Here is a 23,255-nt window from a genome sequence, read left to right as displayed (position 1 = left end):
TGCACCGGCGGCTCCCTCTCCCGCGCGCGGGTGTACAGTCCGGGGACATGGTAGACAGGTGTTCGGGGACATGGTGAACACTTTTTAACATCCTTTACCCATGGTGATCGACTTTTTCTTCAGGTCGATCACCCCCACTTTTGTGCTGTACCACCATACCTCGTAGCACCCGTCTTCCTGCATCTCCTTCAGGCCAACGTGCTCTCCCCTGAACGCCTTGCCTGCCTTCAGACTCAGGCCTTTTATAGTCAGCTTCCCACTGATATCTACCTTCCTGACCATCACGCCCTCGTCGTATTCCGCTGACGTTACGCTGGCGCTGTACTGCCGAGCCGATGGCTGATAGCGCGACGCCGGCACCGCCATATCCAGCGCCTCATGCGGGCGTTCAAGGTTATAAACCGTCCGCCAGTGATCGAAGGCGCGCTGCAGCTCACCGTCGTCCGCGAACCACTTCCCCTGCAGCACTTCAGCCTTCAGGCTGCGGTGAAAGCGCTCCAGCTTGCCCTGCGTCTGCGGATGATAAGGCCGGGAGTGCCCCACCCGGATACCCTGTCGCATAAGCCACAGCTCGACGGCCGTCCAGGTCCCGGTAGTGTCGCCCCACGGCGAACCGTTATCCATCGTCATCCGGTCCGGCAGGCCGTAACGTTCAAAGACGCTGACCAGCTGCTTCTGCACCGTCTCACGCCGCTCGTCAGCGCAGTGTACGAGGCACAGCGAGAAGCGGGAGTGATCGTCAAGGAGGGTAAGCGGGTGGCAGCGGCCGCCGCCAAAGGGAAAATGCCCCTTGAAATCCATCTGCCAGAGCTGGTTCGGGGCCGCATGTTCAAACCGGCCCGTGGCCGGGACACCCGGAGCTGAGCCCGGCAGCAGGTCGTGGCGGGCCATCAGGCTGTGGACGGTGCTGAAGGCGGGCATGCAGTGTCCGCGGTCTTCGAGCCAGCGCTTAATCTTGCGCGCGCCCCAGTGCTGATGAAGTTCATGCGCCATACGAAGCAGGTCAGTGATGTCGTCAGACGAGCGGTTGGGAGAGTGATGGGGTATGCAGGGGCGGTCCTGAAGACCGGATTCTCCCTCTTCAGCCCAGCGGCGAAGCCACTTGTAGGCAGTGGCGGAAGAAATGCCGTAGTGACGGCAGAGTGCGCGGATGTTCGCCCCGTCTTGCGAGGCTAACAGAACAAACTCTTTACGTAATGACATGGTATCTCTCGCATCCCAGGACATAAGCGACTCCATAAACGGGTTCTTATGCCTTAGTTGTAAGTGTCTACCATGTCCCCGAACAAGTGTTCACCATGTCCCCGGACTGTACAGCGGGAGAGGGTTGGGGTGAGGGAAAGGCGGGTGAAGAAGTTAGGAGGTCAAACGCTTAACAGGTGCGTTCTGCTGGCGATCCCACATCACGGTGAGCAGGCGTTGCAGCGCGATAAATGCAAACAGCAGAATGCCGATGGCGATCTTGGTCCACCATGAACTCAAGGTGCCGTCGAAGTTAATCCACGTCTGAATCAATCCCTGAATCAACACGCCAAACAGCGTGCCCAACACCGTGCCCACGCCGCCGGACAACAAGGTGCCGCCAATCACCACCGAGGCAATCGCGTCCAGTTCCACACCCAATCCCGCTAGCGCATAGCCTGCCGAGGTATAAATGGAGAACACAATGCCCGCTAATGTCGCCAGCGTGGTCGACAGCATATAAATCCTGATGGTGGTCGCGCGCGTTGACACGCCCATCAACTGCGCCGAAGTCAGGCTGCCGCCAATCGCATACACCTGATTACCAAAGCGCGTTCGGTGCGCCAGAATAATCCCGCCGAGTACCACCACCAGCATAATCAGCGCCAGCAAACTCAGGCGTCCGCCGCCGGGGATCTTCCACGCCAGACTCGACAGCGTGGTATAGAGCGGATGATCGATAGGAATCGAGTTCTCCGACACCAGATAGCTGCAGCCGCGCAGGAAAAACATCCCCGCCAGCGTAATGATAAACGCCGGGATTTTCAGCGCATCGATCAGCCAGCCCATCATCGCGCCAAATAGCGCGCCCATCGCCAGCACCAGCGCAAACGCCAGAAGCGGATCGAGATGATAATCACCAATCACCCGCGCGAGGAACACGCCGCTGAAGGCAATCACCGCGCCCACCGACAGATCAATGCCGCCGGACAAAATCACGAACGTCATCCCCACGGCGATAATGCCGAGGAAAGCGTTATCGGTGAGGATATTGCAGATCACGCGCGTTGAAGCGAAGCCGGGAAATTGGCTCAGGCAAAACAGATAACCCGCCACAAACACCAGCAGCGTGATCATCAAGGGCAGATGACGTTTCATCATTTCGGGCGTCTCCGTTTCAACATGGCAATAAAGCGTGGCGACTGCAGCAGCAATACGCACATCACCACCACCGCTTTCACCACCTGATTGAGTTCAGGCTGGAAGCCGGACAGCAAAATACCGGTATTCATCGACTGAATAATCAACGCGCCAATCAGTGACAGCACCAGATTGAAGCGCCCGCCCATCAGCGAAGCACCGCCAATCACCACCGCCAGAATGGCATCCAGCTCCAGCCACAAACCGGCATTATTAGCATCGGCACCGCGAATATCCGCAGCGACGATCATGCCCGCCACCGCCGCGCACATGCCGCTAATCACATAGGTCGACATCACCACCAGCCAGCCATTCACACCGGCATTGCGCGCCGCACGCAGGTTAATACCGACCGCTTCGATAAACAGTCCGAGCGCGGTTTTGCGCGTCAGCAGCCACACCACGAGCGCCACCAGCAGCGTAATCCATACCGGCACCGGCAGCAGCCACAGCGAACCGCTACCAAACCACGCCAGGCTATCGCTGTTGAAGGTAACGATTTGGCCCTGTGTAATCAGCTGCGCCACGCCGCGTCCCGCCACCATTAAAATCAAAGTGGCGACAAACGGCTGAATTTTTAGTAGCGCCACCAAAATGCCATTCCATAAACCGCAGGCCAGGCCGGTACCGAGCGTCGCCAGAATGATGAACGGCAAACTGTGCCCCGCCACCGTCAAGGTCGCCGCCGTTGCGCCGGCAATCGCCATTACCGCGCCCACCGACAGATCGATGCCGCCGGTGGCAATCACCAGCGTCATGCCAATCGCCAGCAGCGCCACCGGCGCGGCGCGATTGAGGATATCAATCGGGCTGCCGAACAAACGGCCATCCTGAATGTGAATGGCAAAAAAGTTATTCGCCACCAGGCTATCCACCAGCAGCACCAGAATCAGCGCCACAATCTGCGGCATGCCAGGCGGCAGCTTCGGCTTACGCCGTTCGGGTTTGTCATGTGTCATAGGGGATTCAAGCATGTTGTACTCCTCCATCGGCGATGGCGTTGACGATCGCGGATACCGACAGCTGCTCAAGCGGGATTTCGGCCACCTGCTTCAAATCGCGCATAATCAACACGCGATCGGCATAGCCCACCAGTTCTTCGAGTTCAGAGGAGATAACCAGCAGCGCCAATCCGTCGGCGCACAGGGTTTCAATTAAGCGAATGATTTCGGCGTGCGCGCCGACATCGATGCCGCGCGTTGGCTCGTCGAGGATCAGGAATTGCGGTTTGGTCACCAGCCAGCGCGACAGCAGCACCTTCTGCTGATTGCCGCCGGACAACAGCTCAACCGGCTGATCGGCATGCGGCGTGCGAATGCCGAGGCTCTTGATAAAGCGCTCAGCGATCTCCTGCTGCTCACGACGCTTGATCGGTCGCAGCCAGCCGCGCTGCGCCTGTAGTGCCAGAATGATATTTTCGCGCACCGACGCGCCACCAATGATGCCGTCGGTTTTACGATCTTCCGGACAGAAACCCATACCGAGGCGCGAAGCCTTGGCGGGCGTGCGGATGTTCTGCACTTTGCCCTTGATGGTCGCGGTGCCGCGATCGGCCCGGCGAATGCCAAACAGCACTTCGGCGGTTTCGGTACGGCCTGAACCGAGCAGTCCGGCCAGTCCCACCACTTCACCCGGGCGCACCTGCAGGTTGAAGGGTTCAATGGTGCCCTTCTTGCCATAATCTTCAAATGACACCACCGGCTGATTGCTGCGCAGTGTGCTGCCCTGACGCTGCAAAGCGGTTTCCAGCAGCTCGCGTCCCAGCATCAGCTTGATCAGTTCAATCTGCGGCAGTGTGGCGGTATCGCGCGTGGCAATAAACTGGCCGTTACGCAGCACGGTGATGCGATCGGTAATGCGGTAAACCTGGTCGAGAAAATGGGTAACAAAAATCAGGCTCATCCCTTTGGCTTTTAGCTGCGCCATCAGGGTAAACAGCATTTCGACTTCATTGGCATCGAGGCTGGCGGTCGGTTCATCAAGGATCAGCACCTGCGCGGAGAGATCGACCGCGCGGCAAATCGCAATGATCTGCTGCATCGCCACCGAGTAATGCCCCAGCGGACGCGTTACGTCGAGTACAAAGCCGTAGTTGCGCATCAGCGCATCGGCGTCGCGCACCATGCGCTTGCGATCAATCATGCCGAAGCGACGCGGCTCGCGGCCAATGTACAAATTATCCGCCACCGACATATTCGGCAGCAGATTCACTTCCTGATAAACCGTGCCAATGCCCATCTCCTGTGCATCAGCGGTGTTGTGCGGCGTAATCGCCTTGCCGTTCAGGGTTACCGTGCCGGCATCACGGGTATACACGCCGGTCAGAACTTTAATCAGCGTGGATTTGCCCGCGCCGTTTTCGCCCAGCAACGCCATGATCTCGCCCTTGCGGATGCTGAACGAGACATTATCCAGCGCCTTCACGCCGGGAAAGCCTTTGCTGACGCCGCTAATGGTCAGCAGTGCGGTTTCATCGGAGGTGCTCATCAGGTTCTCCCTCGCCTTACGTCATCAAAAACCGCCCCGAAGGGCGGTTGCGGGGATCAGTAACCCATGCCTTTTTTGGTATCGAGCTGCGCCTGTGCGGAGTCCGGCAGATACAGTTTCGATTCTGTTTTGATGATTTTCGGCGGCATCGTGCCGTCTTTCTTGAATTTCTCCAGCGCGTCGAATGCCGGACCGGCCATATTAGGCGTCAGCTCCACGTTGGCATTGGCTTCACCGGCCAGCATCGCTTTATAGATATCGGGCACGCCATCAATCGAACCGGTCAGGATATCTTTGCCTGGCTTGAGGCCAGCTTCTTTAATCGCCTGAATCGCACCGATCGCCATATCATCGTTATGCGCGTAAACCATGCAGATGTTCTTGCCGTTGTTTTCCGCCTTGATAAAGCTCTCCATCACCTCTTTACCTTTACTGCGGGTAAAGTCACCGGACTGCGAGCGAATCACTTTGATATTGTCGTGGCCTGCGATGGCTTCGGCGAAGCCTTTCTTACGGTCAATCGCCACGCTGGCGCCGACGGTGCCTTGCAGCTCGACGACGTTACATTTTTTGTCCGCGACCGTTTTCACCAGCCAGTCGCCAATCAACTTGCCTTCCAGCACGTTGTCCGCAGTGACCACCGCCATGTACAGCGATTTGTCTTTCACCACGATGGCGCGATCGAGTAAGAACACCGGGATTTTGGCGTCTTTGGCTTCTTCCAGCACCGGTTCCCATCCTGTTTGCACCACCGGCGCAATGAAGATGGCATCAACGCCCTGCGCGATGAACGAGCGCACCGCTTTGATTTGGTTCTCTTGTTTCTGCTGGCCATCGGCGATTTTCAGCGTGATACCGCGCTTTTGCGCTTCACTTTTTGCCACATTGGTTTCTGCTGAACGCCAGCCAGATTCCGACCCAACCTGTGAGAAGCCCACCGTCATATTAGCAGCCAACACCGACGTACTCAGTGCCGAGCTCACCATGGCGGTCAAGAGTAAACGTTTCCACATAATTTCATTCCTCTGAAGGGAGTGTGTTGTAGGGGTACAAAACGCGAATTAAGCCTGGCTGAAAAGCGCGTAAACAAGCGCGACATACTTCACAAATCAGAGTGGATTAAAGGAGTTACGTGAACAGGCAATGGTTTATAGATCGTGGCATTATGGACAAAATGCCTGCTAATTATTGCGGAGGGCGTTAAATAAATGTAATAAACAGAATCGGTTATGCTTCTCACTTCTGGAAACGATTACAGCGGGCGCGTAAAGAATGGTTATTGTCTGCAGCGACAATCAATTATTGGTTTTGTGACTGCTCGCACAGAATGTGAGTGCCGGTTTCACGGCGTGTGCATAAATTTGCTGACCAGAGCGGAATAAACAGCGGATTCATTCGCAGCACGATCGCAAATACCTATTATAGAGACGGAGAAATAACGGCTTTCCAATAATGCGCTAATAGCGTGAGATTTTCTCACAAGCCCGCTAAATACCGGCCTGAATTTGCCTTAAATCGTACTTTATATGCGCGTTTAAAACGCGTAAAAGCCAAAAAAGTGTCGTTTCATGAGCGAATTAGCGCATGTTGTCTGAATTTTGTATTTTTTTATGAGTCGCGTATGGACTCTCGCTGCGTGCTCCCTATACTTGGGCACTTCCAAGTACTTTATATTTAAATGGCAATCATGACTGCATTAGATTACCTGCTGAAATTCCGCAAAGTGAATAATCTCGATAGTCTGGAAAAACTCTACGACCATCTGAATTATTCGCTGACTGATGATAAAGAGATCATCAATATGTATCGCGCCGCCGACCATCGACGTGCTGAACTGGTCTCTGGCGGACGTCTGTTCGATATGGGCCGCGTGCCGAAAACTGTCTGGCGTTACGTGATCTAATTGATTTATCCCCTCTCTATCTGCGCTCTTGCGTTGTCCAGGTCGGGCGTGCCCCGTTTGGACATGATACGCTCTGCATCGCCCTCTTCTCTGCAAACAGGATCTTGTCGATGACCCAACTGGTGAACCCGCCACGTATTGCTGGCTGGCTACTGCTGCCGCTGGCGTGGCTGATCATGACCATGCTGACCAGTGCGCTGGTGGTGGCAATGTATCTGAGCCCGCTGTTTAAACCCGAATTACGCACTACGCTGTTCTCACACGGCGGCACTTTGCTGACGCAATGGTCGATCTCGCTGCTGACTGCTGCGGTGGTATGGGCGTATAGCATTTGGGTGTGCTGGATTTTCTGTAAACGTTCGCGTCGCTTACCGCGCCATTACATTCTGTGGCTGCTGATGACCATCTTGCTGGCGTTAAAAACCTTTGCCTTCACGCCGGTGGCCGATGGCAAAGCGATTCAGACTTTACTGCTGTCGCTGCTGGCGGCTGCGGTGTTTGTGCCCTATTTCAAACGCTCTCAGCGCGTAAAACAGACGTTTATCCAGCCATAATGACGTGAGTTTCGTCAGCAATTTAATTCTGAGTGCTCTCAATGCTCACACAAACCCGTTGAAGGTTGAGATGCACCTCTCAATTCCGGATAATAGACGCCTTTCGGCTTCCCAGGTTAAAAAATGACCGATTACTTACTTCTCTTTATTGGCACAGTGCTGGTGAACAACTTTGTGTTGGTCAAATTCCTCGGCCTTTGCCCATTTATGGGCGTGTCAAAAAAACTGGAAACGGCCATTGGCATGGGACTTGCCACCACTTTCGTGATCACGCTGGCGGCGATCTGCGCCTGGCTGGTGAATCACCTGATTCTGGTGCCGCTTGATCTGGTCTATCTGCGCACCCTCGCCTATATTCTGGTGATTGCTGTTGTGGTGCAGTTCACCGAAATGGTGGTGCGTAAAACCAGTCCGTCGCTCTATCGCCTGCTGGGTATCTTCCTGCCGCTGATCACCACCAACTGTGCGGTGCTGGGCGTGCCATTATTGAGCGTTAACCTCAATCACACCTTCCTGCAGGCGGCGCTGTATGGCTTCAGTGCGTCACTCGGCTTCTCGCTGGTGATGGTGCTGTTCGCCGGCATGCGCGAGCGTCTGGTACTGGCGAATGTTCCCGCGCCGTTTAAAGGTAACTCGATTGCGCTGATCACCGCAGGTCTGATGGCGCTGGCCTTTATGGGCTTTACCGGGCTGGTGAAATTCTAATGACCGCGATTTGGATTGCGATTATCGCGCTGGCTGCATTGGGCCTGGTGTTTGGTGCCCTGCTGGGTTACGCCTCACGTCGCTTCGAGGTGGAAGAAGATCCGATTGTTGAGCAGATCGATGAGATTTTGCCGCAGAGCCAGTGTGGTCAGTGCGGCTATCCCGGCTGCCGCCCGTATGCCGATGCGGTGGGTAACAACGGTGAAGCGATCAATAAGTGCGCGCCCGGCGGCGAGCAGACCATGCTCAAGCTGGCCGCGCTGCTCAACGTTGAACCGCAACCGCTCGACGGCGGCGCAGACGTGCTGGAGCCGATACGTACTGTGGCCTGGATCGATGAAGAGAATTGCATCGGCTGCACCAAATGTATTCAGGCTTGCCCGGTGGACGCCATCGTGGGTGCCACGCGCGCCATGCACACCGTGCTGAGCGATGTCTGCACCGGCTGCGATCTCTGCGTTGCGCCTTGCCCGACCGACTGCATTGAGATGCGCCCGGTTGCCACCACCACGGCCAACTGGAAGTGGAATCTCGACACCATTCCTGTACGGGTGATCCCGGTAGAAACCCATGCTTAATTTGTTAAACCTGTTCCGCAAAGAGAAGTTGTGGGATTTTCAGGGCGGTATTCATCCGCCTGAGATGAAAACACAGTCCAACGGTACGCCGCTGAGCCAGTTACCCCTGCCTGAGCGCTTTATCATTCCGTTAAAACAGCATATCGGCCATGAAGGCGAGATTTGCGTGGCGCCCGGCGACAAAGTGCTGCGCGGCCAGCCGCTGACCTTTGGCGGCGGACGCATGCTGCCGGTGCACGCGCCGACGTCCGGCACCATCGAAGAGATTGCGCCACACATGACGGCGCATCCTTCTGGCCTCTCCGAGCTGTGCATTTTCCTGCGTGCCGACGGCGAAGATCGCTGGACCACGCTCGATCCGCAGCCCGATTATCGCGCCCTGTCGCGTGAAGAAGCGGTAAAACGCATTCACAATGCCGGCATCGCCGGATTAGGCGGCGCGGGCTTCCCGACCGCCACCAAACTGCGCGGCGGCCTGCGCGGCGTGAAAACCCTGATCATCAACGCCGCCGAGTGCGAGCCGTACATCACTGCCGATGACCGTTTAATGCGGGATTGTGCTGCCGAAGTGCTGGAAGGCTGCCGCATTCTGGCGTGGGTGTTGCAGGCGGAACGCGTGCTGATCGGCATAGAAGATAACAAACCGGAAGCCATTGCCGCGCTGAAACAGGCATTGGGCGGCGATCTTGAATTGCAGATTCGCGTGATTCCGACCAAGTATCCGTCTGGTGGCGCGAAACAGCTGACGCAGATTCTCACCGGCCTCGAAGTGCCACACGGCGGACGTTCCACCGATATCGGTGTGCTGATGCAAAATGTCGGCACCGCGTGGGCGGTAAAACGCGCCATCGTAGACGGCGAACCGATCACCGAACGCGTGGTGACGCTGACCGGCGCAGCGCTGGCGCGCCCGCGCAACGTCTGGGGACGGCTCGGTACGCCGATCAGCCACCTGCTGCAGCATGCCGGTTTTACTCCGGGATCGCGCCAGATGGTGATCATGGGCGGTCCGCTAATGGGCTTTACCCTGCCGTCGCTGAACGTGCCGCTGGTGAAAATCTCCAACTGTATTCTGGCGCCGTCGGCCAGCGAAATGGGCAACGATCAGCAAGAGCAATCCTGTATCCGCTGCAGCGCCTGCGCGGATGCCTGCCCAGCGAAACTGCTGCCGCAGCAGCTGTTCTGGTACAGCCAGGGCGGCGATCACGAAAAAGCACGCGCGCACAATATTGATGACTGCATTGAGTGCGGCGCCTGCGCTTACGTCTGCCCGAGTAACATTCCGCTGGTGCAATATTATCGTCAGGAAAAAGCCGAACTGCGCGCCATCGATCTCGAAGCGAAACGTACCGCCGAAGCGAAAGCGCGTTTTGAAGCGCGTCTGGCACGTCTCGAACGCGAAAAACAGGCGCGTGAAGCGCGTCATGAACAGGCTAAACAGCGCGTGGCGCGTAGCGATCAGGGTGAACTCGACGCCGCCGTGGCACGCGTGAAAGCGCGTCAGGAAAAAACGCCGGAGCAGGATGCTGCGGAACGCGAAGCGCGTCATGCACAAGCCTTAGCGCAGCAGGCCGAGAAGCAAGCTGAAACGCAGGCGCTGAGTCGTCAGTCCGGCGATCCGCGTAAAGCGGCGGTGGAAGCGGCAATTGCCCGTGCGAAAGCGAAGAAAGCGGGCGCACCGGCGGCTGACGTCGCGCTTGCCGAGCCGCCAGCTGATGCGCCTGCGGCAGAAGTCGATCCGCGTAAAGCGGCGGTGGAAGCCGCGATTGCGCGTGCGAAGGCGAAAAAAGCTGCCGCTGCGGCAGAACCAGCACCCGCTGAGCCGCCAGCCGTCGCGCCTGCTGCTGAAGTCGATCCGCGCAAGGCCGCCGTTGAAGCGGCGATTGCGCGCGCCAAAGCCAAAAAAGCCGCCGCTTCCGCACAACCCGCTGCACCGGCACCCGCCGAGCCGTCAGCTGATGCACCTGCTGCTGAAGTTGACCCGCGCAAAGCCGCCGTTGAAGCGGCGATTGCGCGCGCCAAAGCGAAGAAAGCCGCGGCTGCCGCGCAGCAGGCTGAAGCCACATCTCCTAAAGTGGAGGCTGCTGCCTCTCCTGACTCCGCCGACCCACGCAAAGCGGCGATTGCCGCTGCGGTCGCCCGTGCCAAAGCGCGTAAAGCGCAGCAGCAGCCTTCGACGACTGAGGATTAAATGGCTTTTCGTATTGCAAGTTCTCCCTATACCCACAACCGCCGCAGCACCGGCAATATCATGCTGCTGGTGGTGTTTGCCGCGCTGCCGGGCATGGCCGCACAATGGTATTTCTTTGGCGTCGGTTTCTTAATTCAGGTTTTGCTGGCCACCGCCACCGCGTGGGCCACCGAAGGGGCGATTCTGCGCCTGCGTAAAACGCCGGTGTTGCCGACTTTATCCGATAACTCTGCCCTGCTCACCGCGTTGCTGCTGGGCATCAGCCTGCCGCCGCTCGCGCCGTGGTGGTTGGTGGTGTTAGGTACCATTTTCGCCATCGTCATCGCCAAACAGCTGTACGGCGGTTTGGGGCAAAACCCGTTTAACCCGGCAATGGTCGGTTACGTGGTGCTGCTGATCTCCTTCCCGGTGCAGATGACCAGCTGGCTGCCGCCCGATAGCCTGCAGGCGATCAAACCCGGCCTGCTGGATTCGCTCAGTATGATCTTCACCCACCATACGCTGGCCGGTGAAACCATGCAGCAGCTGCAGCTCGGCGTTGATGGCGTCAGCCAGGCGACACCGCTCGATACCTTTAAAACCGGCCTGCGTGCTGGGCACAGCGCCGAACAGCTGCTTGCGGAGCCGATTTATAGTGGCGTGTTAGCCGGTGTTGGCTGGCAGTGGGTTAACCTCGGTTATCTGCTGGGCGGCGCGCTGCTGCTGGCAAAGAATGCTATCCGCTGGCACATTCCGGTCAGTTTCCTCGTCTCGCTGGCGTTCTGCGCCACGCTGGGCTGGGTGTTCTCGCCGGAGTCGCTTAACTCACCGCTGATTCACCTGTTCTCCGGTGCCACCATGCTCGGCGCGTTCTTTATTGCTACCGATCCGGTGACCGCCTCCACCACCAATCGCGGCCGCCTGGTTTATGGCGCGCTGATTGGTTTGCTGGTGTGGCTGATTCGCAGCTTTGGCGGCTATCCGGACGGCGTCGCCTTCGCGGTATTGCTGGCCAATATTTGTGTGCCGCTGATTGATTACTACACTCAGCCGCGCGTTTACGGCCATCGCAAGGATTGAAGATGATCGAAGCTATTCGTAAAAATGCGGTGACGCTGGCGGCCTTTGCGGTGATCACCACCGGCGTGACGGCGGTGGTTAACTATGTCACCAAGCCGACTGTGGAGCATCAGACCGCGCTGCAACAGAAAAATCTGTTAGATCAGGTGGTACCGACCGATCTGTACGACAATCACATCCAGCAAGAGTGTTATCTGGTGACCGATGCGCTGGCGCTGGGCAATGATCGCCCGCACCATCTCTATTTAGCGCGTAAAGGCGATCAGCCGGTGGCCGCCGCGCTTGAGACCACCGCGCCAGACGGCTATTCTGGGGCGATTCAGATGTTGGTCGGCGCCGATTTCCACGGCAAAGTGCTGGGCGTGCGCGTGGTTGAGCACCATGAAACGCCGGGCCTCGGCGATAAAATCGAACTACGTATTTCAGACTGGATTAACAGCTTCAATGGCAAAGTGATCCACGGCACGGATGACAAAAAATTTGCGGTGAAAAAAGACGGCGGTGAATTCGACCAATTTACCGGCGCAACCATTACGCCACGCGCGGTGGTTAACGCCACCAGGCGCACCGCGCTGCTGATTGAAACACTGCCAGCGAAGCTTGCTTCGCTGCCTGAATGTGGAGATGCAAATGAGTGAAGCCAAAAATTTACTGGTCGGCGGCCTGTGGAAAAATAACTCCGCGCTGGTGCAGCTGCTCGGTCTCTGTCCGCTGCTGGCGGTGACCTCAACCGCGACCAACGCCCTCGGTTTAGGCCTGGCGACCACGCTGGTGCTGACCATCACCAACAGCGCAATTTCCGCCTCGCGTCGTTGGGTGCCGGCCGAAATCCGTATTCCGATTTACGTGATGATCATCGCTTCAGTGGTGAGCTGCGTGCAGATGCTGATCAACGCCTATGCGTACGGTTTGTATCAGTCGCTCGGCATCTTTATCCCGCTGATCGTCACTAACTGCATTGTCGTCGGTCGCGCCGAAGCGGTCGCCTCAAAAAGCAGCATTCCGCTCTCCGCGCTGGACGGTTTTGCCATCGGCATGGGCGCAACCTGCGCGATGGTAACGCTGGGATCGATTCGTGAACTGATTGGCAGCGGCACGCTGTTCAACGGGGCGGATCAGCTGCTGGGGCCGTGGGCCAAAGCGCTGCGTATTGAAGTGGTGCACTTTGATTCCCCGATGCTGCTGGCGATGCTGCCACCGGGCGCGTTTATCGGCCTTGGCATGCTGCTGGCGGCAAAATACCTGATCGATCAGAAGATGAAACAGCGTGCGGCCACCCGTGCGGCAGCGCCTGAAACGGAGCCGCAAGGTGCAACCGGGAAAGCGGTGTGAATAAAGAGAAACGCGCGCAGATCCTGACGCGCCTGCGTGATGAGAATCCGCATCCGACCACAGAACTGAACTTTAGCACGCCGTTTGAGTTGTTGATTGCGGTGTTACTCTCCGCGCAAGCCACCGACGTCAGCGTCAACAAAGCTACCGCGAAGCTCTATCCGGTGGCGAATACCCCGGCAACGATGCTGGCGCTGGGCGTGGATGGCGTGAAGGAGTACATCAAAACCATCGGCCTGTTTAACAGCAAGGCGGAGAACGTTATCAAGACCTGCCGCATTCTGCTGGAACAGCACGGTGGCGAAGTGCCGGAAGATCGTGCGGCGCTGGAAGCGCTGCCGGGCGTCGGGCGTAAAACCGCCAACGTGGTACTGAATACCGCTTTCGGCTGGCCGACCATCGCCGTTGATACCCATATTTTCCGCGTCAGCAATCGCACCCGCTTTGCGCCGGGCAAGAATGTGGAAGAAGTGGAAGATAAGCTGCTGAAAGTGGTGCCGGCGGAGTTTAAAGTCGATTGCCATCACTGGCTGATTCTGCACGGTCGCTATACCTGCGTGGCGCGCAAACCGCGTTGCGGATCCTGTCTGATCGAAGATCTGTGTGAATTCGACGCCAAAACCGAACTCTGAATCGCGGGCTCTGACACATTTGCTGCGTCACGGCAAATGTGCCCTTTTCAACTGCGCGCACTAAAGCTTCATAGCGGGCCCCGGCCAGCGCACTCACTGCTGGCTTAACTGACACGCATTACGCCATAGACAAGCTGCGTATTTAACCTGCGGCGGCCTGCAACCAGGCGACCACCAGCGGCGACAGCCGGTTTTGTAACGCTGCCCGCTCGGACTGGAACAAGGTGGCGACAAAGAACGGGTGATCGGTCAATTCAATGCCGCGCACGTCGCCTTCCACATCCCATGACGTGATCTGCAGATTCTGCGTCGCCAGCGCTGCGCTGAACTCGGCGTTGACGCCAAAGTTGCAGTGATAACCCTCATCGCTCTGTAACGCACCGTAAGCCCGAGCAATACGTGAACCCGGCTGGAAGGTCACGCTTCCACGCTGTTCCACCAGCGAACAGGCCAGCGGCGCAATCATCCAGCGACCGCTGGGATCGGTTTCCGCATGCGCCGCATCTTCCCAGCCCAGCACATTGCGCGCGTACTCAACGATGGCGTACTGAAATCCGCCGCACGAGCCCAAAAATGGCTTACCGCTTTCCCGCGCCCAGCGAAGGGTGGCAAACACGCCCGCATCATTGAGATAAGGACTGCCCGGAACCAACCAAATCGCCTGGTAATCATTGAGGTTGTGCTGATTGAGTTCCGGCGTGGCGATCCAGTCGGCGCTGACGTTGAGTGAAAGGGTTTTTGCAGCGAGTTGTACAGCGGGAGGAATGGCCTGATGCGCAACGGCATTAGCACGGTAATCGCCAATCAGGGCGACACGAATCGACTTCATCATGACTACGTCCTTTCAGGGAAAAAAGGAGGTTACAGCAAAGTTAATCCGCTGTCTAAACGCCTTTAAACGTCGATTTGTGCGGCTTTCGTTTCCACGTATTGCGCTTATGGACGCCTGTTTATCTGCCAAATAAGGTGTCAGACCGCGCTAATCTTCGCCAGATGTCAGCTACGCAAACGTTTTCTTCTTTTACCCTGATAATTAATTCGTGGTTTTGTGCGCAGGATCAACTAATTAGCGTTCTGGAATCTTTTGACTGCTTATTACGCTCACCAATCAAGCTGTTGTGCTTATATTGTGCACAACGGCAATAATAATCTCTGTATAAATTATGGTCTTTAGCGTTATGTTCTGATAAATCCGCTCTGAGCAGTTTATATCAGGAAAATGATCTTCACGATCTGCATTTCACCTGTTTATCCTGATATAATGCCACTCAGCGAGATTTAACACTGATTTACAACTTTGTATAACGGCATTAACCCTACCTATTGCAAGTATTTCAGCGTGCAGAAAATGCTTGCCCTGTTGGACTGATTCAGCCAAATTAGTCGCCGTTTTTCCTTTCTAATAACAATGTTGCGCGGGATTACCCAGCCCGACGCAGACTTAATTCCTGTCGCAAAACAGGCTATGTTAAAACTGAGGTATACGTGTCAACTGCAAACAAACACACTGACGGGGCGCCAAGCCTCAACGCTTTTAAGCAACCGAAAGCGTTTTATCTGATCTTCTCCATCGAACTGTGGGAACGTTTTGGTTACTACGGCCTGCAAGCCATCATGGCGGTTTACCTGGTTAAACAGCTGGGCATGTCCGAAGCGGACTCCATTACGCTGTTCACCTCGTTTAGCGCGCTGGTGTATGGTTTAGTCGCCATCGGCGGCTGGCTCGGCGATAAAGTGCTGGGTACCAAACGCGTCATCGTGCTCGGCGTAATGGTGCTGGCGCTGGGTTATGCGCTGATTGCCTTCTCCGGCCATGACACCTCAATGGTGTATATCGGCATGGCGACTATCGCGGTAGGTAGCGGTTTGTTTAAAGCTAACCCGTCTTCCCTGCTGTCGACCTGCTACGAGAAAGATGACGCGCGCCTCGACGGTGCCTTCACTATGTTCTACATGTCGATCAACATCGGTTCGCTGTTCTCGATGATGCTGACGCCGTGGCTGGCCGCGAAATATGGCTGGGGCGCCGCGTTCTCGCTGTCGGTTGTCGGTCTGGTGATCACGCTGCTGAACTTCCTGTTCTTCCAGCGTGTAGTGAAAAACTACGGATCCAAGCCGGATTTTGCCCCGCTGCAGATGGGTAAACTGCTGATGACGCTGATTGGCGTGGTAGCACTGATTGCGCTGGCGGCCTGGCTGCTGCATCACCAGAGCATCGCACGTATGACGCTGGGCGTCATCGCCGCAGGTATCGTGGTGATCTTCGCCAAAGAAGCCTTCGCGCTGAAGGGGGCAGCACGTCGTAAGATGATCGTGGCCTTCCTGCTGATGGTTGAAGCGATTGTGTTCTTCGTGCTCTACATGCAGATGCCGACCTCACTCAACTTCTTCGCTATCCGCAACGTTGAGCACGCGATTCTCGGCATCACCTTTGAGCCGGAGCAGTTCCAGGCGCTGAACCCGTTCTGGATTATGCTGGCAAGCCCGATTCTGGCCGCGGTGTACAACAAGCTTGGCGATAAAATGCCGATGCCACACAAATTCGCCTTCGGTATGGTGCTGTGTTCAGCGGCCTTCCTGGTGCTGCCGTTTGGTGCCAAATTTGCCAACGAAGCCGGTATCGTCTCAGTGAACTGGCTGATCCTTAGCTATGCGCTGCAGAGCATTGGTGAGCTGATGATTTCCGGTCTGGGCCTGGCAATGGTGGCACAACTGGTACCACAACGTTTAATGGGCTTCATCATGGGTTCGTGGTTCCTGACCACCGCGGGTGCGGCAATGATTGCCGGTAAAGTCGCGAACCTGATGGCGGTGCCGAATGATGTGACCGATCCACACACGTCACTGGCGGTCTACAGCCATGTGTTCCAGCAGATTGGTATCGCCACCGGCGTGATCGCCCTGCTGATGTTAATCACCGCGCCACTGCTGAACCGCATGACGCAGGATGATAGTCAAACTGAACTGAAACGCGCCAGCGCCAATCAGTAAGCAGAAAGCCGGGCATGTCCCGGCTTTTTTCTACCGACTATTTCGCCGCCATTCACATTTCCTTTAACGATTTCTGCTACCCACACTTCGCTTTTTGCTCGCTTAACTTCATGATGTCGGCTCACTGTTAATCTGAGTGGAATAAGCATGGACAGGTTTGATGAGCTTGAGGTATTTGTCGCGGTTATCCAGCAAGGCAGTTTGGCCGGTGCCGCACGTTTGTTACAGCGATCGCCACCGGTGATCACGCGCACCCTCAACACCCTTGAAGCCCGCCTCGCCACCACTTTGATTGAACGCACCACGCGCCAGCTGGCACCCACCGAAGCTGGCTGGCAGCTGTTTGAGCAGGCACAGCGCGTGCTGAGCGATTATCAGCGCGCCATCGACAGCGCTCACCACAGCGGCCTGCATGGCTTGCTGCGTTTAACCGCGCCGGTGCAGTTTGGTCGTCGCCACGTCATGCCCCTGGTGAATGCCTTCCTGCAACAGCATGCGGAGATGCAGATTGAAGTGGTGCTCAGCGACAGCTATAAGGACCTGATCGAAAACGGCCTCGATATCGCGCTGCGCATTGGTGCACTGCAGGACTCTTCGATGGTGGCGCGTCAGGTTGGCACTGTGCGTTCAACGCTGGTTGCCAGCCCCGACTATCTGCAACAGGCTGGCACGCCTGTTCATCCCACTGAACTGACTCAACATGCGTTAGTGACGAGCTTGCGCCATACGCGCGAGTGGCGCTTCGCTCACGACCTGCGCGTGCGCATCACGCCGCGTCTGAGGGTTAATGATGTGGAGAGCCAGCTGGAAGCGCTACGCAGCGCACACGGCATCGGACGGCTGCTGTCGTATCAGGTTCTTGACGATATCCACAGCGGGAAACTGCTGCGCTTACTGCCAGAATGGGAACCCGCGCCGCTGCCGGTGCAGTTAGTGACCCAGCGTGTGAAGAATATGACGCCTAAAGTGCGGCAATTTTGGGATTTTGCGCTCGAAAAGCTGCCGTTACTGCCATGCTTTGCTGAATAAACCTGAACGGTGACCGCAATTCCTGATCGCAGTCACGGGTAAATATCCCTGGCAGACTTATGCTGCTTTGATCACCACAACACTCAAGGAGAAGCCATGATGAAACTCTATTGTAAGCCCGGTGCCTGTTCGCTATCACCGCATATTGTCGCGCTGGAATGCGGACTCGACTTCACCCAGGTGAACGTGGACCTGCAGAAGAAAGTGACCGAGCAGGGAGAAGATTACTGGCAGATTAACCCGAAAGGACAAGTTCCGGCGCTGCAGTTTGACGATGGCAGCATCCTGACCGAAGGCGTGGCGATTGTGCAATATCTGGCGGATCTTAAGCCGGATCGCCATCTGCTGGCGCCGACCGGCAGCCTGACGCGCTATCACACGCTGGAGTGGTTGAGTTTTGTCAGCAGCGAACTGCACAAAAGTTTTAGCCCGCTGTTCCGTCCGGATACGCCGGAAGAGTACAAAACCATTGCTCGTGCGCAGCTGGAGAAAAAGTATCAGCAGGTGAATGAGGCGTTGCAGGATAAACAGTGGCTGCTGGGATTACGCTTTACCGTTGCCGATGTGTATCTGTTCGTGGTGACGCGCTGGGCTAAAGCCATCAAGCTGGATTTAGCGGGGCTGGATGCGCTGGAAGCCTGGTTTAATCGGGTTGCAGAGCGCCCAGCGGTGCAAGCGGCATTGAAGGCGGAAGGTTTGGTTTGATCCGGCGCTATTCTTCGTCGGGTCGCTATCAGTGCGTACGCCCCAGATCGTTGGATCGTCATTCATGGTGAGCTGAATGGCAGGTGCGCAGGACTGCGCACCTCACGGGGAATTTACAGCTTTTCAGCGGCGAAATGCTGTGTCGGCTTGGCAATCGCATCCTGCGCGGCCACCAACTGCAATTCGTACTCGCCCATTTCGTGGGTTTTCAGCATCACTTCATAAACCGCCGCGGTGATGTGCTCGAGCGCATCCTGCAGCGACTTGCCGTGCAGCAGATCGACCAGCAGCAGACCGCTGGTGAGATCGCCCACGCCAACCGGCTGACGCACGCCAAAGTCCACCAGCGGACGGCTAATGTGCCAGCACTCATCGGCGGTCACCAGCAGCATCTCAAAACGATCGCTACGACGTCCGGCACGCGCCAGATGTTTCACCAGCACCACTTTCGGGCCTTTGCTAATCAGTTCTCGTGCCGCAACCACCGCTTGCTCGACGTTGGCCACTTCATGGCCGCTGAGCATCTCCAGCTCCAGCAGGTTCGGGGCGATGATGTCACTGGCGGGCAACGCCATTTTACAGTGAAACTCCGCCACGCCCGGCGCCACGATGCAGCCTTTCTCCGGATGGCCCATCACCGGATCGCAGAAGAACCATGCATGCGGATTGGCTTCTTTCACCAGACGCACGATCTCCAGAATCTGTTCGCCCTGCTCCGCCGATCCCAAATAGCCACTTAGCACCGCATCACAGGTTTTCAGGCGGTCAACTGCCGCAATGCCTTTAACGATGTCGGTCAAATGCGTGGCGGGCATCACGGTGCCGGTCCAGTGTCCATATTGGGTGTGATTAGAAAATTGTACGGTATTCAGCGGCCAAACGTTTGCGCCCATGCGGCGCATCGGGAATTCGGCAGCGCTGTTACCGGCGTGTCCGTAAACAACGTGAGATTGAATTGCGAGAATATTTTTCATTTTGCCCTGTACTGCTGTCTTGCCATAAAAAAGGGCCGGAAGCCGGCCCTGAACGCTTACTGCCAGTTAATCAGGCAGTAATGTTTTTTACCGCGACGCAACAACGTGAAACGTCCAAACAGTTTATCGCTGTCGCTGAAACGGTACTCCGCATCTGACTGTTTTTCGCCATTCAGCGATACCGCGTTAGAACCGATCATGGTGCGCGCCTGGCCGCGTGATGGCACCAGCTCAGCCGCCACCAGCGCCTGCTGCAGATCGTCTTCTGCCGTCAGCGTGATGGTTGGCATGCCGTCCTGCGCCAGCTGCTCGAAGTCCGCTTCGGTCATCGCGCTCAGGCTGCCGGAGAACAGGCTCTCGGTGATGCGTTTTGCCGCAGTCAAGCCGCTTTCGCCGTGCACCAGACGCGTCACCTGCTCAGCCAGCACGTATTGCGCGCGTGGCGCTGTGCCGCTGTTTTTGTCTTCTTCTTCCAGCGCATTGATCTCTTCAATGCTCATGAAGGTGAAGAACTTCAGGAAGCGATATACGTCGGCATCCGCAGTGTTGATCCAGAACTGGTAGAACTTGTATGGACTGGTTTTCTTCGCATCCAGCCACACTGCGCCACCTTCAGTTTTACCGAACTTGGTGCCGTCAGACTTGGTGATCAGCGGTACGGTCAAGCCCCACGCCTGCTGCTGATGCAAACGACGCGTCAGATCGATACCGGAGGTGATGTTGCCCCACTGATCGGAACCGCCAATCTGTAGCACCACATCGTGACGCTTGTTCAGCTCCGCAAAGTCATAACCCTGCAGCAGGTTGTAGGAGAACTCGGTGTAAGAGATGCCCTGATCTTCGCGGTTCAGACGCTGTTTCACCGCTTCGCGGTTGATCATCTGATTCACTGAGAAGTGCTTACCGATGTCGCGCAGGAAGGTCAGCACGTTCATGCCGCCAAACCAGTCGTAGTTGTTCGCGGCAATCGCGCTGTTGTCGCCGCAATCGAAGCTGAGGAAAGGCGCGACCTGGTTGCGGATCTTATCCACCCACTCGCCAACGGTTTCAGCGGTGTTAAGTTTACGTTCTGCTGCTTTAAAGCTGGGATCGCCAATCAGACCGGTGGCGCCACCCACCAGCGCGACCGGCTTGTGTCCGGCATCCTGAAAACGTTTCAGGCAGAGCAGCGGCACCAGATGGCCCAAATGCAAGCTATCAGCGGTAGGATCGAAGCCGCAATAGAGTGCAATTGGCCCTTGCGCCAGTCGCTCTGCTAACGCTTCTTCATCCGTTACCTGGGCGACTAAGCCCCTTTCTTGCAATTGTTGTATCAGGTTACTGCTGGTCATCACTGACTCCAAATTGATCAGACTGCACCTAGGCTGGTACACAGCTTTCCGCTGACGTGCGGAGACGAAAAAAAAGAGGGCTATAGCATAAAGCGCTGACGCCAACTGCGCCAGCGTTGAAAGGGGATAAAACGCAGTTTTACGGGGCTAAACGGTCAATCGACCAGCCATTGTCATTACGCTGGTAGAGGAAGCGATCGTGCAGACGATGTTCGCCGCCCTGCCAGAACTCCACGGTGTGGAATCTGACACGGTAGCCGCCCCAGAAACTCGGCAGCGGCACGTCGCCCTGCTGGAATTTCTGTTTGAGTTCGAGGAACTTGCCTTCCAGCACGCCGCGCGCCGAGATGCGGCTTGATTGCTTCGACACCCATGCGCCAATCTGGCTATCACGCGGGCGGCTGCTGAAGTACTTCAGTACCTCCAGCGGCGACAGTTTTTCCACTTCGCCCAGCACCATCACCTGACGCTCAAGGAAGTGCCATGGAAAGTGCAGCGAAATACGCGGATTCTCTGCCAGCTGCAGCGCCTTGCGGCTGCCGAGATTGGTATAGAACACCATGCCTTGCTCGTCGTAATGCTTCAGCAGCACAATGCGCTGATAAGGTTGGCCGCTGCTGTCAACGGTGGCGACCGTCATTGCCGTCGGATCCGGCAACTGCGCGGTGCAGGCCTGCTGCAGCCACTGCTCAAACAGCGCCAAAGGGTTATCGGGCAGATCTTTACGTCGCAGCCCGCCGCGGGTGTATTCACGACGCAGATGGGCAATATGTTGCAAGCTGTCACTGTCGCTCATGCTGTTTCTCTTTCTCACGTTTACTGAACGGAGGTATCCGCGTTCTGCAATTCACAATCATTAATCACGATTTTGTTATTACGTTCAACAAAAGCGCCATTGCCTTTTGACCAGAAGACGTAAGTGCCGTCGCTGTAGCGCGCGCCAGAGGCCGACACCGTTTGTGCCAGCGTCAGGGGCTTACCATCCAGAATAAAGCTCACCTGCTGCTTCGCGTTATCCTGAGTAACCGTCAGCGGCAAAGTGCCGCACTGATAGCGCAGCTGTTGCGGCGCCTCTTCCTGCTTATGCATCATGCCGCAGCCACTTAATAGCGCCACGCTGCTCAGTATCATCATTATTTTTTTCATTTTTACCTCTTAACGACCAAGTCGGGGATTGGCGGGGTAAATTGCGCCCAATACGCTCATGTCCCGCGCGCCCGTTACCGCTGGCAGGTTGCCCGGTAACCCATTTAATGTGCGAAACGCCAGCCACGCAAAGGCCAGCGCTTCCATATCATCACCGCTGATGCCCGCTTCGTCGGTGGTACCGACTTCCGTTCCCGACAGATGCGTGGCCAGCCGCGCCATCAGCAGTGGATTTCGGCTGCCACCACCGCAGACCAACAGACGATCGCAACCGTCGTTGAGCTGCACCTGCTGCGCAATGGTTAACGCCGTCAGCTCGGTCAGCGTGGCCTGTACATCCTGTGGTGCCAGCGCCGGGAAACGCTGCAGCTGCTGCTCGATCCAGCTGAGATTGAAATATTCGCGCCCGGTGCTTTTTGGCGGCGGCAGTGCAAACCACGGATCGCTGAGCATCAACTCCAGCAGCGCTGGAACCACCTGTCCGCTGCGCCCCCAGGCGGCATCTTTGTCGTACGGCAAACCTTTGTTGCGCCAAATCCACGCATCGATCAGCATATTGCCCGGCCCGGTATCAAAACCGCGTACCGGCTGGCCGGGGATCAGCAGTGACAGATTAGCGATGCCGCCGATGTTCAGCACCATGCGGCGCTCAGCGCTGTCCATCAATAACGCCTGATGGAAAGCCGGCACCAGCGGCGCGCCCTGCCCGCCGAGCGCCATGTCGCGGCGACGAAAATCCCCAATCACCGTGACGCCGGTTGCCGCCGCGATCTGGTTGTTATCGCCAATTTGCAGTGTATTCGGCGCATCACTTTGCGGCTCATGCCACACCGTTTGTCCGTGGCAGCCAATCGCCATGATGTCGCTGGCCTCAAGCGACTGCTGGTGCATCAAGGTTAAAACCGCCTCGGCGAACAGCTTGCCCAGCCGCGTATCCAGCTGCCCGAGCTGCGACAGCGTCAAGGTTTGCCCCTGACAAATGGCCAGCACCTGCTGGCGCAATTCCTGCGGGATGGGATGACAATAGCTGGCCTGCTGCGCCACCATTTGACCATCAATGGCCGCCAGTACCACGTCCACGCCATCAAGGCTGGTGCCGGACATCACGCCAATATAGCGTCCTGATTTCATAGCGGTTCACTCCCTTAACATCGTCTGGCTTAAGCCTGGCAAATTACCGGGTCTAATTCTATGATAAAATTCCGCTTTTCAGCGTCACTGCACAGTGCATTCCAGCTCAGAAATATTTTCGTTGG

22 protein-coding genes and 1 pseudogene are annotated in these 23,255 nt (G+C 56.7%); 12 read left to right on the top strand and 11 right to left on the bottom strand.

The window, feature by feature from the left end:
* Nucleotides 1-87: 87 nt before the first annotated feature.
* From AAF463_RS08710 to ytfQ, 5 genes and pseudogenes are all read right to left on the bottom strand, one after another.
* A pseudogene (locus AAF463_RS08710) lies at nucleotides 88-1,239 on the bottom strand (IS481 family transposase); the annotation flags it as partial.
* A gap of 117 nt (nucleotides 1,240-1,356) precedes the next feature.
* Nucleotides 1,357-2,343 carry a galactofuranose ABC transporter, permease protein YjfF gene (gene yjfF / locus AAF463_RS08705; RefSeq protein ID WP_101764518.1) on the bottom strand — a complete coding sequence of 329 codons (987 nt, stop codon included), beginning with the start codon at nucleotides 2,341-2,343 and terminating at the stop codon, nucleotides 1,357-1,359.
* Nucleotides 2,340-3,356 (bottom strand): galactofuranose ABC transporter, ATP-binding protein YtfT, encoded by a 1,017-nt coding sequence (ytfT, locus tag AAF463_RS08700; RefSeq protein ID WP_101764519.1) that lies wholly within the window; start codon nucleotides 3,354-3,356, stop codon nucleotides 2,340-2,342. The genes yjfF and ytfT overlap by 4 nt, the downstream gene beginning before the upstream one ends.
* Nucleotides 3,349-4,869, bottom strand: a complete 1,521-nt coding sequence (locus tag AAF463_RS08695) for a sugar ABC transporter ATP-binding protein (protein ID WP_110866055.1) — start codon at nucleotides 4,867-4,869, stop codon at nucleotides 3,349-3,351. The genes ytfT and AAF463_RS08695 overlap by 8 nt, the downstream gene beginning before the upstream one ends.
* A gap of 56 nt (nucleotides 4,870-4,925) precedes the next feature.
* On the bottom strand, nucleotides 4,926-5,882 hold the full coding sequence (gene ytfQ / locus AAF463_RS08690; RefSeq protein WP_350261866.1) for a galactofuranose ABC transporter, galactofuranose-binding protein YtfQ: 957 nt from the start codon (nucleotides 5,880-5,882) through the stop codon (nucleotides 4,926-4,928).
* Nucleotides 5,883-6,556: 674 nt separating this feature from the next.
* On the opposite strand from ytfQ, the gene ydgT reads away from it, so the two are divergent.
* From ydgT to nth, 9 genes are all read left to right on the top strand, one after another.
* Nucleotides 6,557-6,772 (top strand): transcription modulator YdgT, encoded by a 216-nt coding sequence (gene ydgT, locus AAF463_RS08685; RefSeq protein WP_167391211.1) that lies wholly within the window; start codon nucleotides 6,557-6,559, stop codon nucleotides 6,770-6,772.
* A 110-nt stretch (nucleotides 6,773-6,882) separates the two neighbouring features.
* Nucleotides 6,883-7,326 carry a DUF2569 domain-containing protein gene (locus tag AAF463_RS08680; protein ID WP_101764523.1) on the top strand — a complete coding sequence of 148 codons (444 nt, stop codon included), beginning with the start codon at nucleotides 6,883-6,885 and terminating at the stop codon, nucleotides 7,324-7,326.
* A 123-nt stretch (nucleotides 7,327-7,449) separates the two neighbouring features.
* Nucleotides 7,450-8,031 (top strand): electron transport complex subunit RsxA, encoded by a 582-nt coding sequence (rsxA, locus tag AAF463_RS08675; RefSeq protein WP_008110256.1) that lies wholly within the window; start codon nucleotides 7,450-7,452, stop codon nucleotides 8,029-8,031.
* Nucleotides 8,031-8,609, top strand: a complete 579-nt coding sequence (rsxB, locus tag AAF463_RS08670) for an electron transport complex subunit RsxB (protein ID WP_110866053.1) — start codon at nucleotides 8,031-8,033, stop codon at nucleotides 8,607-8,609. The genes rsxA and rsxB overlap by 1 nt, the downstream gene beginning before the upstream one ends.
* Nucleotides 8,602-10,800 (top strand): electron transport complex subunit RsxC, encoded by a 2,199-nt coding sequence (gene rsxC / locus AAF463_RS08665; RefSeq protein WP_350261865.1) that lies wholly within the window; start codon nucleotides 8,602-8,604, stop codon nucleotides 10,798-10,800. Before rsxB ends, rsxC begins: the two co-directional genes overlap by 8 nt.
* Nucleotides 10,801-11,859 carry an electron transport complex subunit RsxD gene (gene rsxD / locus AAF463_RS08660; RefSeq protein WP_110866051.1) on the top strand — a complete coding sequence of 353 codons (1,059 nt, stop codon included), beginning with the start codon at nucleotides 10,801-10,803 and terminating at the stop codon, nucleotides 11,857-11,859. It begins immediately after the preceding gene.
* Nucleotides 11,860-11,861: 2 nt separating this feature from the next.
* Nucleotides 11,862-12,497, top strand: a complete 636-nt coding sequence (gene rsxG, locus AAF463_RS08655; protein ID WP_350261864.1) for an electron transport complex subunit RsxG — start codon at nucleotides 11,862-11,864, stop codon at nucleotides 12,495-12,497.
* Nucleotides 12,490-13,191: an electron transport complex subunit E gene (locus AAF463_RS08650; protein WP_110866050.1), complete on the top strand. Its 702-nt coding sequence runs from the start codon at nucleotides 12,490-12,492 to the stop codon at nucleotides 13,189-13,191. The genes rsxG and AAF463_RS08650 overlap by 8 nt, the downstream gene beginning before the upstream one ends.
* Nucleotides 13,188-13,823 (top strand): endonuclease III, encoded by a 636-nt coding sequence (gene nth / locus AAF463_RS08645; RefSeq protein WP_350261863.1) that lies wholly within the window; start codon nucleotides 13,188-13,190, stop codon nucleotides 13,821-13,823. The genes AAF463_RS08650 and nth overlap by 4 nt, the downstream gene beginning before the upstream one ends.
* 142 nt (nucleotides 13,824-13,965) lie before the next feature.
* Here the strand turns inward: nth and AAF463_RS08640 are convergent, their stop codons facing one another.
* The gene (locus tag AAF463_RS08640) at nucleotides 13,966-14,655 is read right to left on the bottom strand and encodes a CTP synthase (protein WP_350261862.1); all 690 of its coding nucleotides are present in this window, start codon (nucleotides 14,653-14,655) and stop codon (nucleotides 13,966-13,968) included.
* A 653-nt stretch (nucleotides 14,656-15,308) separates the two neighbouring features.
* On the opposite strand from AAF463_RS08640, the gene dtpA reads away from it, so the two are divergent.
* The 3 genes from dtpA to gstA all read left to right on the top strand — a co-directional run bounded on the left by dtpA (nucleotide 15,309) and on the right by gstA (nucleotide 18,548).
* Nucleotides 15,309-16,814, top strand: coding sequence for a dipeptide/tripeptide permease DtpA (dtpA, locus tag AAF463_RS08635; protein ID WP_101764531.1), 1,506 nt, complete (start codon nucleotides 15,309-15,311; stop codon nucleotides 16,812-16,814).
* Between the two features lie 147 nt (nucleotides 16,815-16,961).
* Nucleotides 16,962-17,843: a LysR family transcriptional regulator gene (locus AAF463_RS08630; protein ID WP_350261861.1), complete on the top strand. Its 882-nt coding sequence runs from the start codon at nucleotides 16,962-16,964 to the stop codon at nucleotides 17,841-17,843.
* Nucleotides 17,844-17,942: 99 nt separating this feature from the next.
* Nucleotides 17,943-18,548, top strand: a complete 606-nt coding sequence (gene gstA, locus AAF463_RS08625) for a glutathione transferase GstA (protein ID WP_192234504.1) — start codon at nucleotides 17,943-17,945, stop codon at nucleotides 18,546-18,548.
* Nucleotides 18,549-18,661: 113 nt separating this feature from the next.
* Here gstA and pdxY read toward each other — a convergent pair whose 3' ends face one another.
* From pdxY to anmK, 5 genes are all read right to left on the bottom strand, one after another.
* Nucleotides 18,662-19,522: a pyridoxal kinase PdxY gene (gene pdxY / locus AAF463_RS08620; RefSeq protein WP_101764534.1), complete on the bottom strand. Its 861-nt coding sequence runs from the start codon at nucleotides 19,520-19,522 to the stop codon at nucleotides 18,662-18,664.
* Nucleotides 19,523-19,578: 56 nt separating this feature from the next.
* Complete coding sequence (gene tyrS, locus AAF463_RS08615) at nucleotides 19,579-20,853, bottom strand: tyrosine--tRNA ligase (protein ID WP_008110275.1); 1,275 nt, start codon at nucleotides 20,851-20,853, stop codon at nucleotides 19,579-19,581.
* 139 nt (nucleotides 20,854-20,992) lie between these two features.
* Nucleotides 20,993-21,649, bottom strand: a complete 657-nt coding sequence (gene pdxH / locus AAF463_RS08610; protein WP_101764536.1) for a pyridoxamine 5'-phosphate oxidase — start codon at nucleotides 21,647-21,649, stop codon at nucleotides 20,993-20,995.
* Nucleotides 21,650-21,669: 20 nt separating this feature from the next.
* Nucleotides 21,670-21,999 carry an MliC family protein gene (locus AAF463_RS08605; protein ID WP_192411930.1) on the bottom strand — a complete coding sequence of 110 codons (330 nt, stop codon included), beginning with the start codon at nucleotides 21,997-21,999 and terminating at the stop codon, nucleotides 21,670-21,672.
* A gap of 9 nt (nucleotides 22,000-22,008) precedes the next feature.
* On the bottom strand, nucleotides 22,009-23,130 hold the full coding sequence (gene anmK, locus AAF463_RS08600) for an anhydro-N-acetylmuramic acid kinase (RefSeq protein WP_350261860.1): 1,122 nt from the start codon (nucleotides 23,128-23,130) through the stop codon (nucleotides 22,009-22,011).
* Between the last annotated feature and the right edge of the window lie 125 nt (nucleotides 23,131-23,255).

Source organism: Pantoea sp. BJ2 (assembly GCF_040255075.1).
In the GTDB taxonomy this organism is placed as follows: domain Bacteria; phylum Pseudomonadota; class Gammaproteobacteria; order Enterobacterales; family Enterobacteriaceae; genus Pantoea; species Pantoea leporis.
This window is presented reverse-complemented; position numbering and strand designations above follow the sequence as displayed.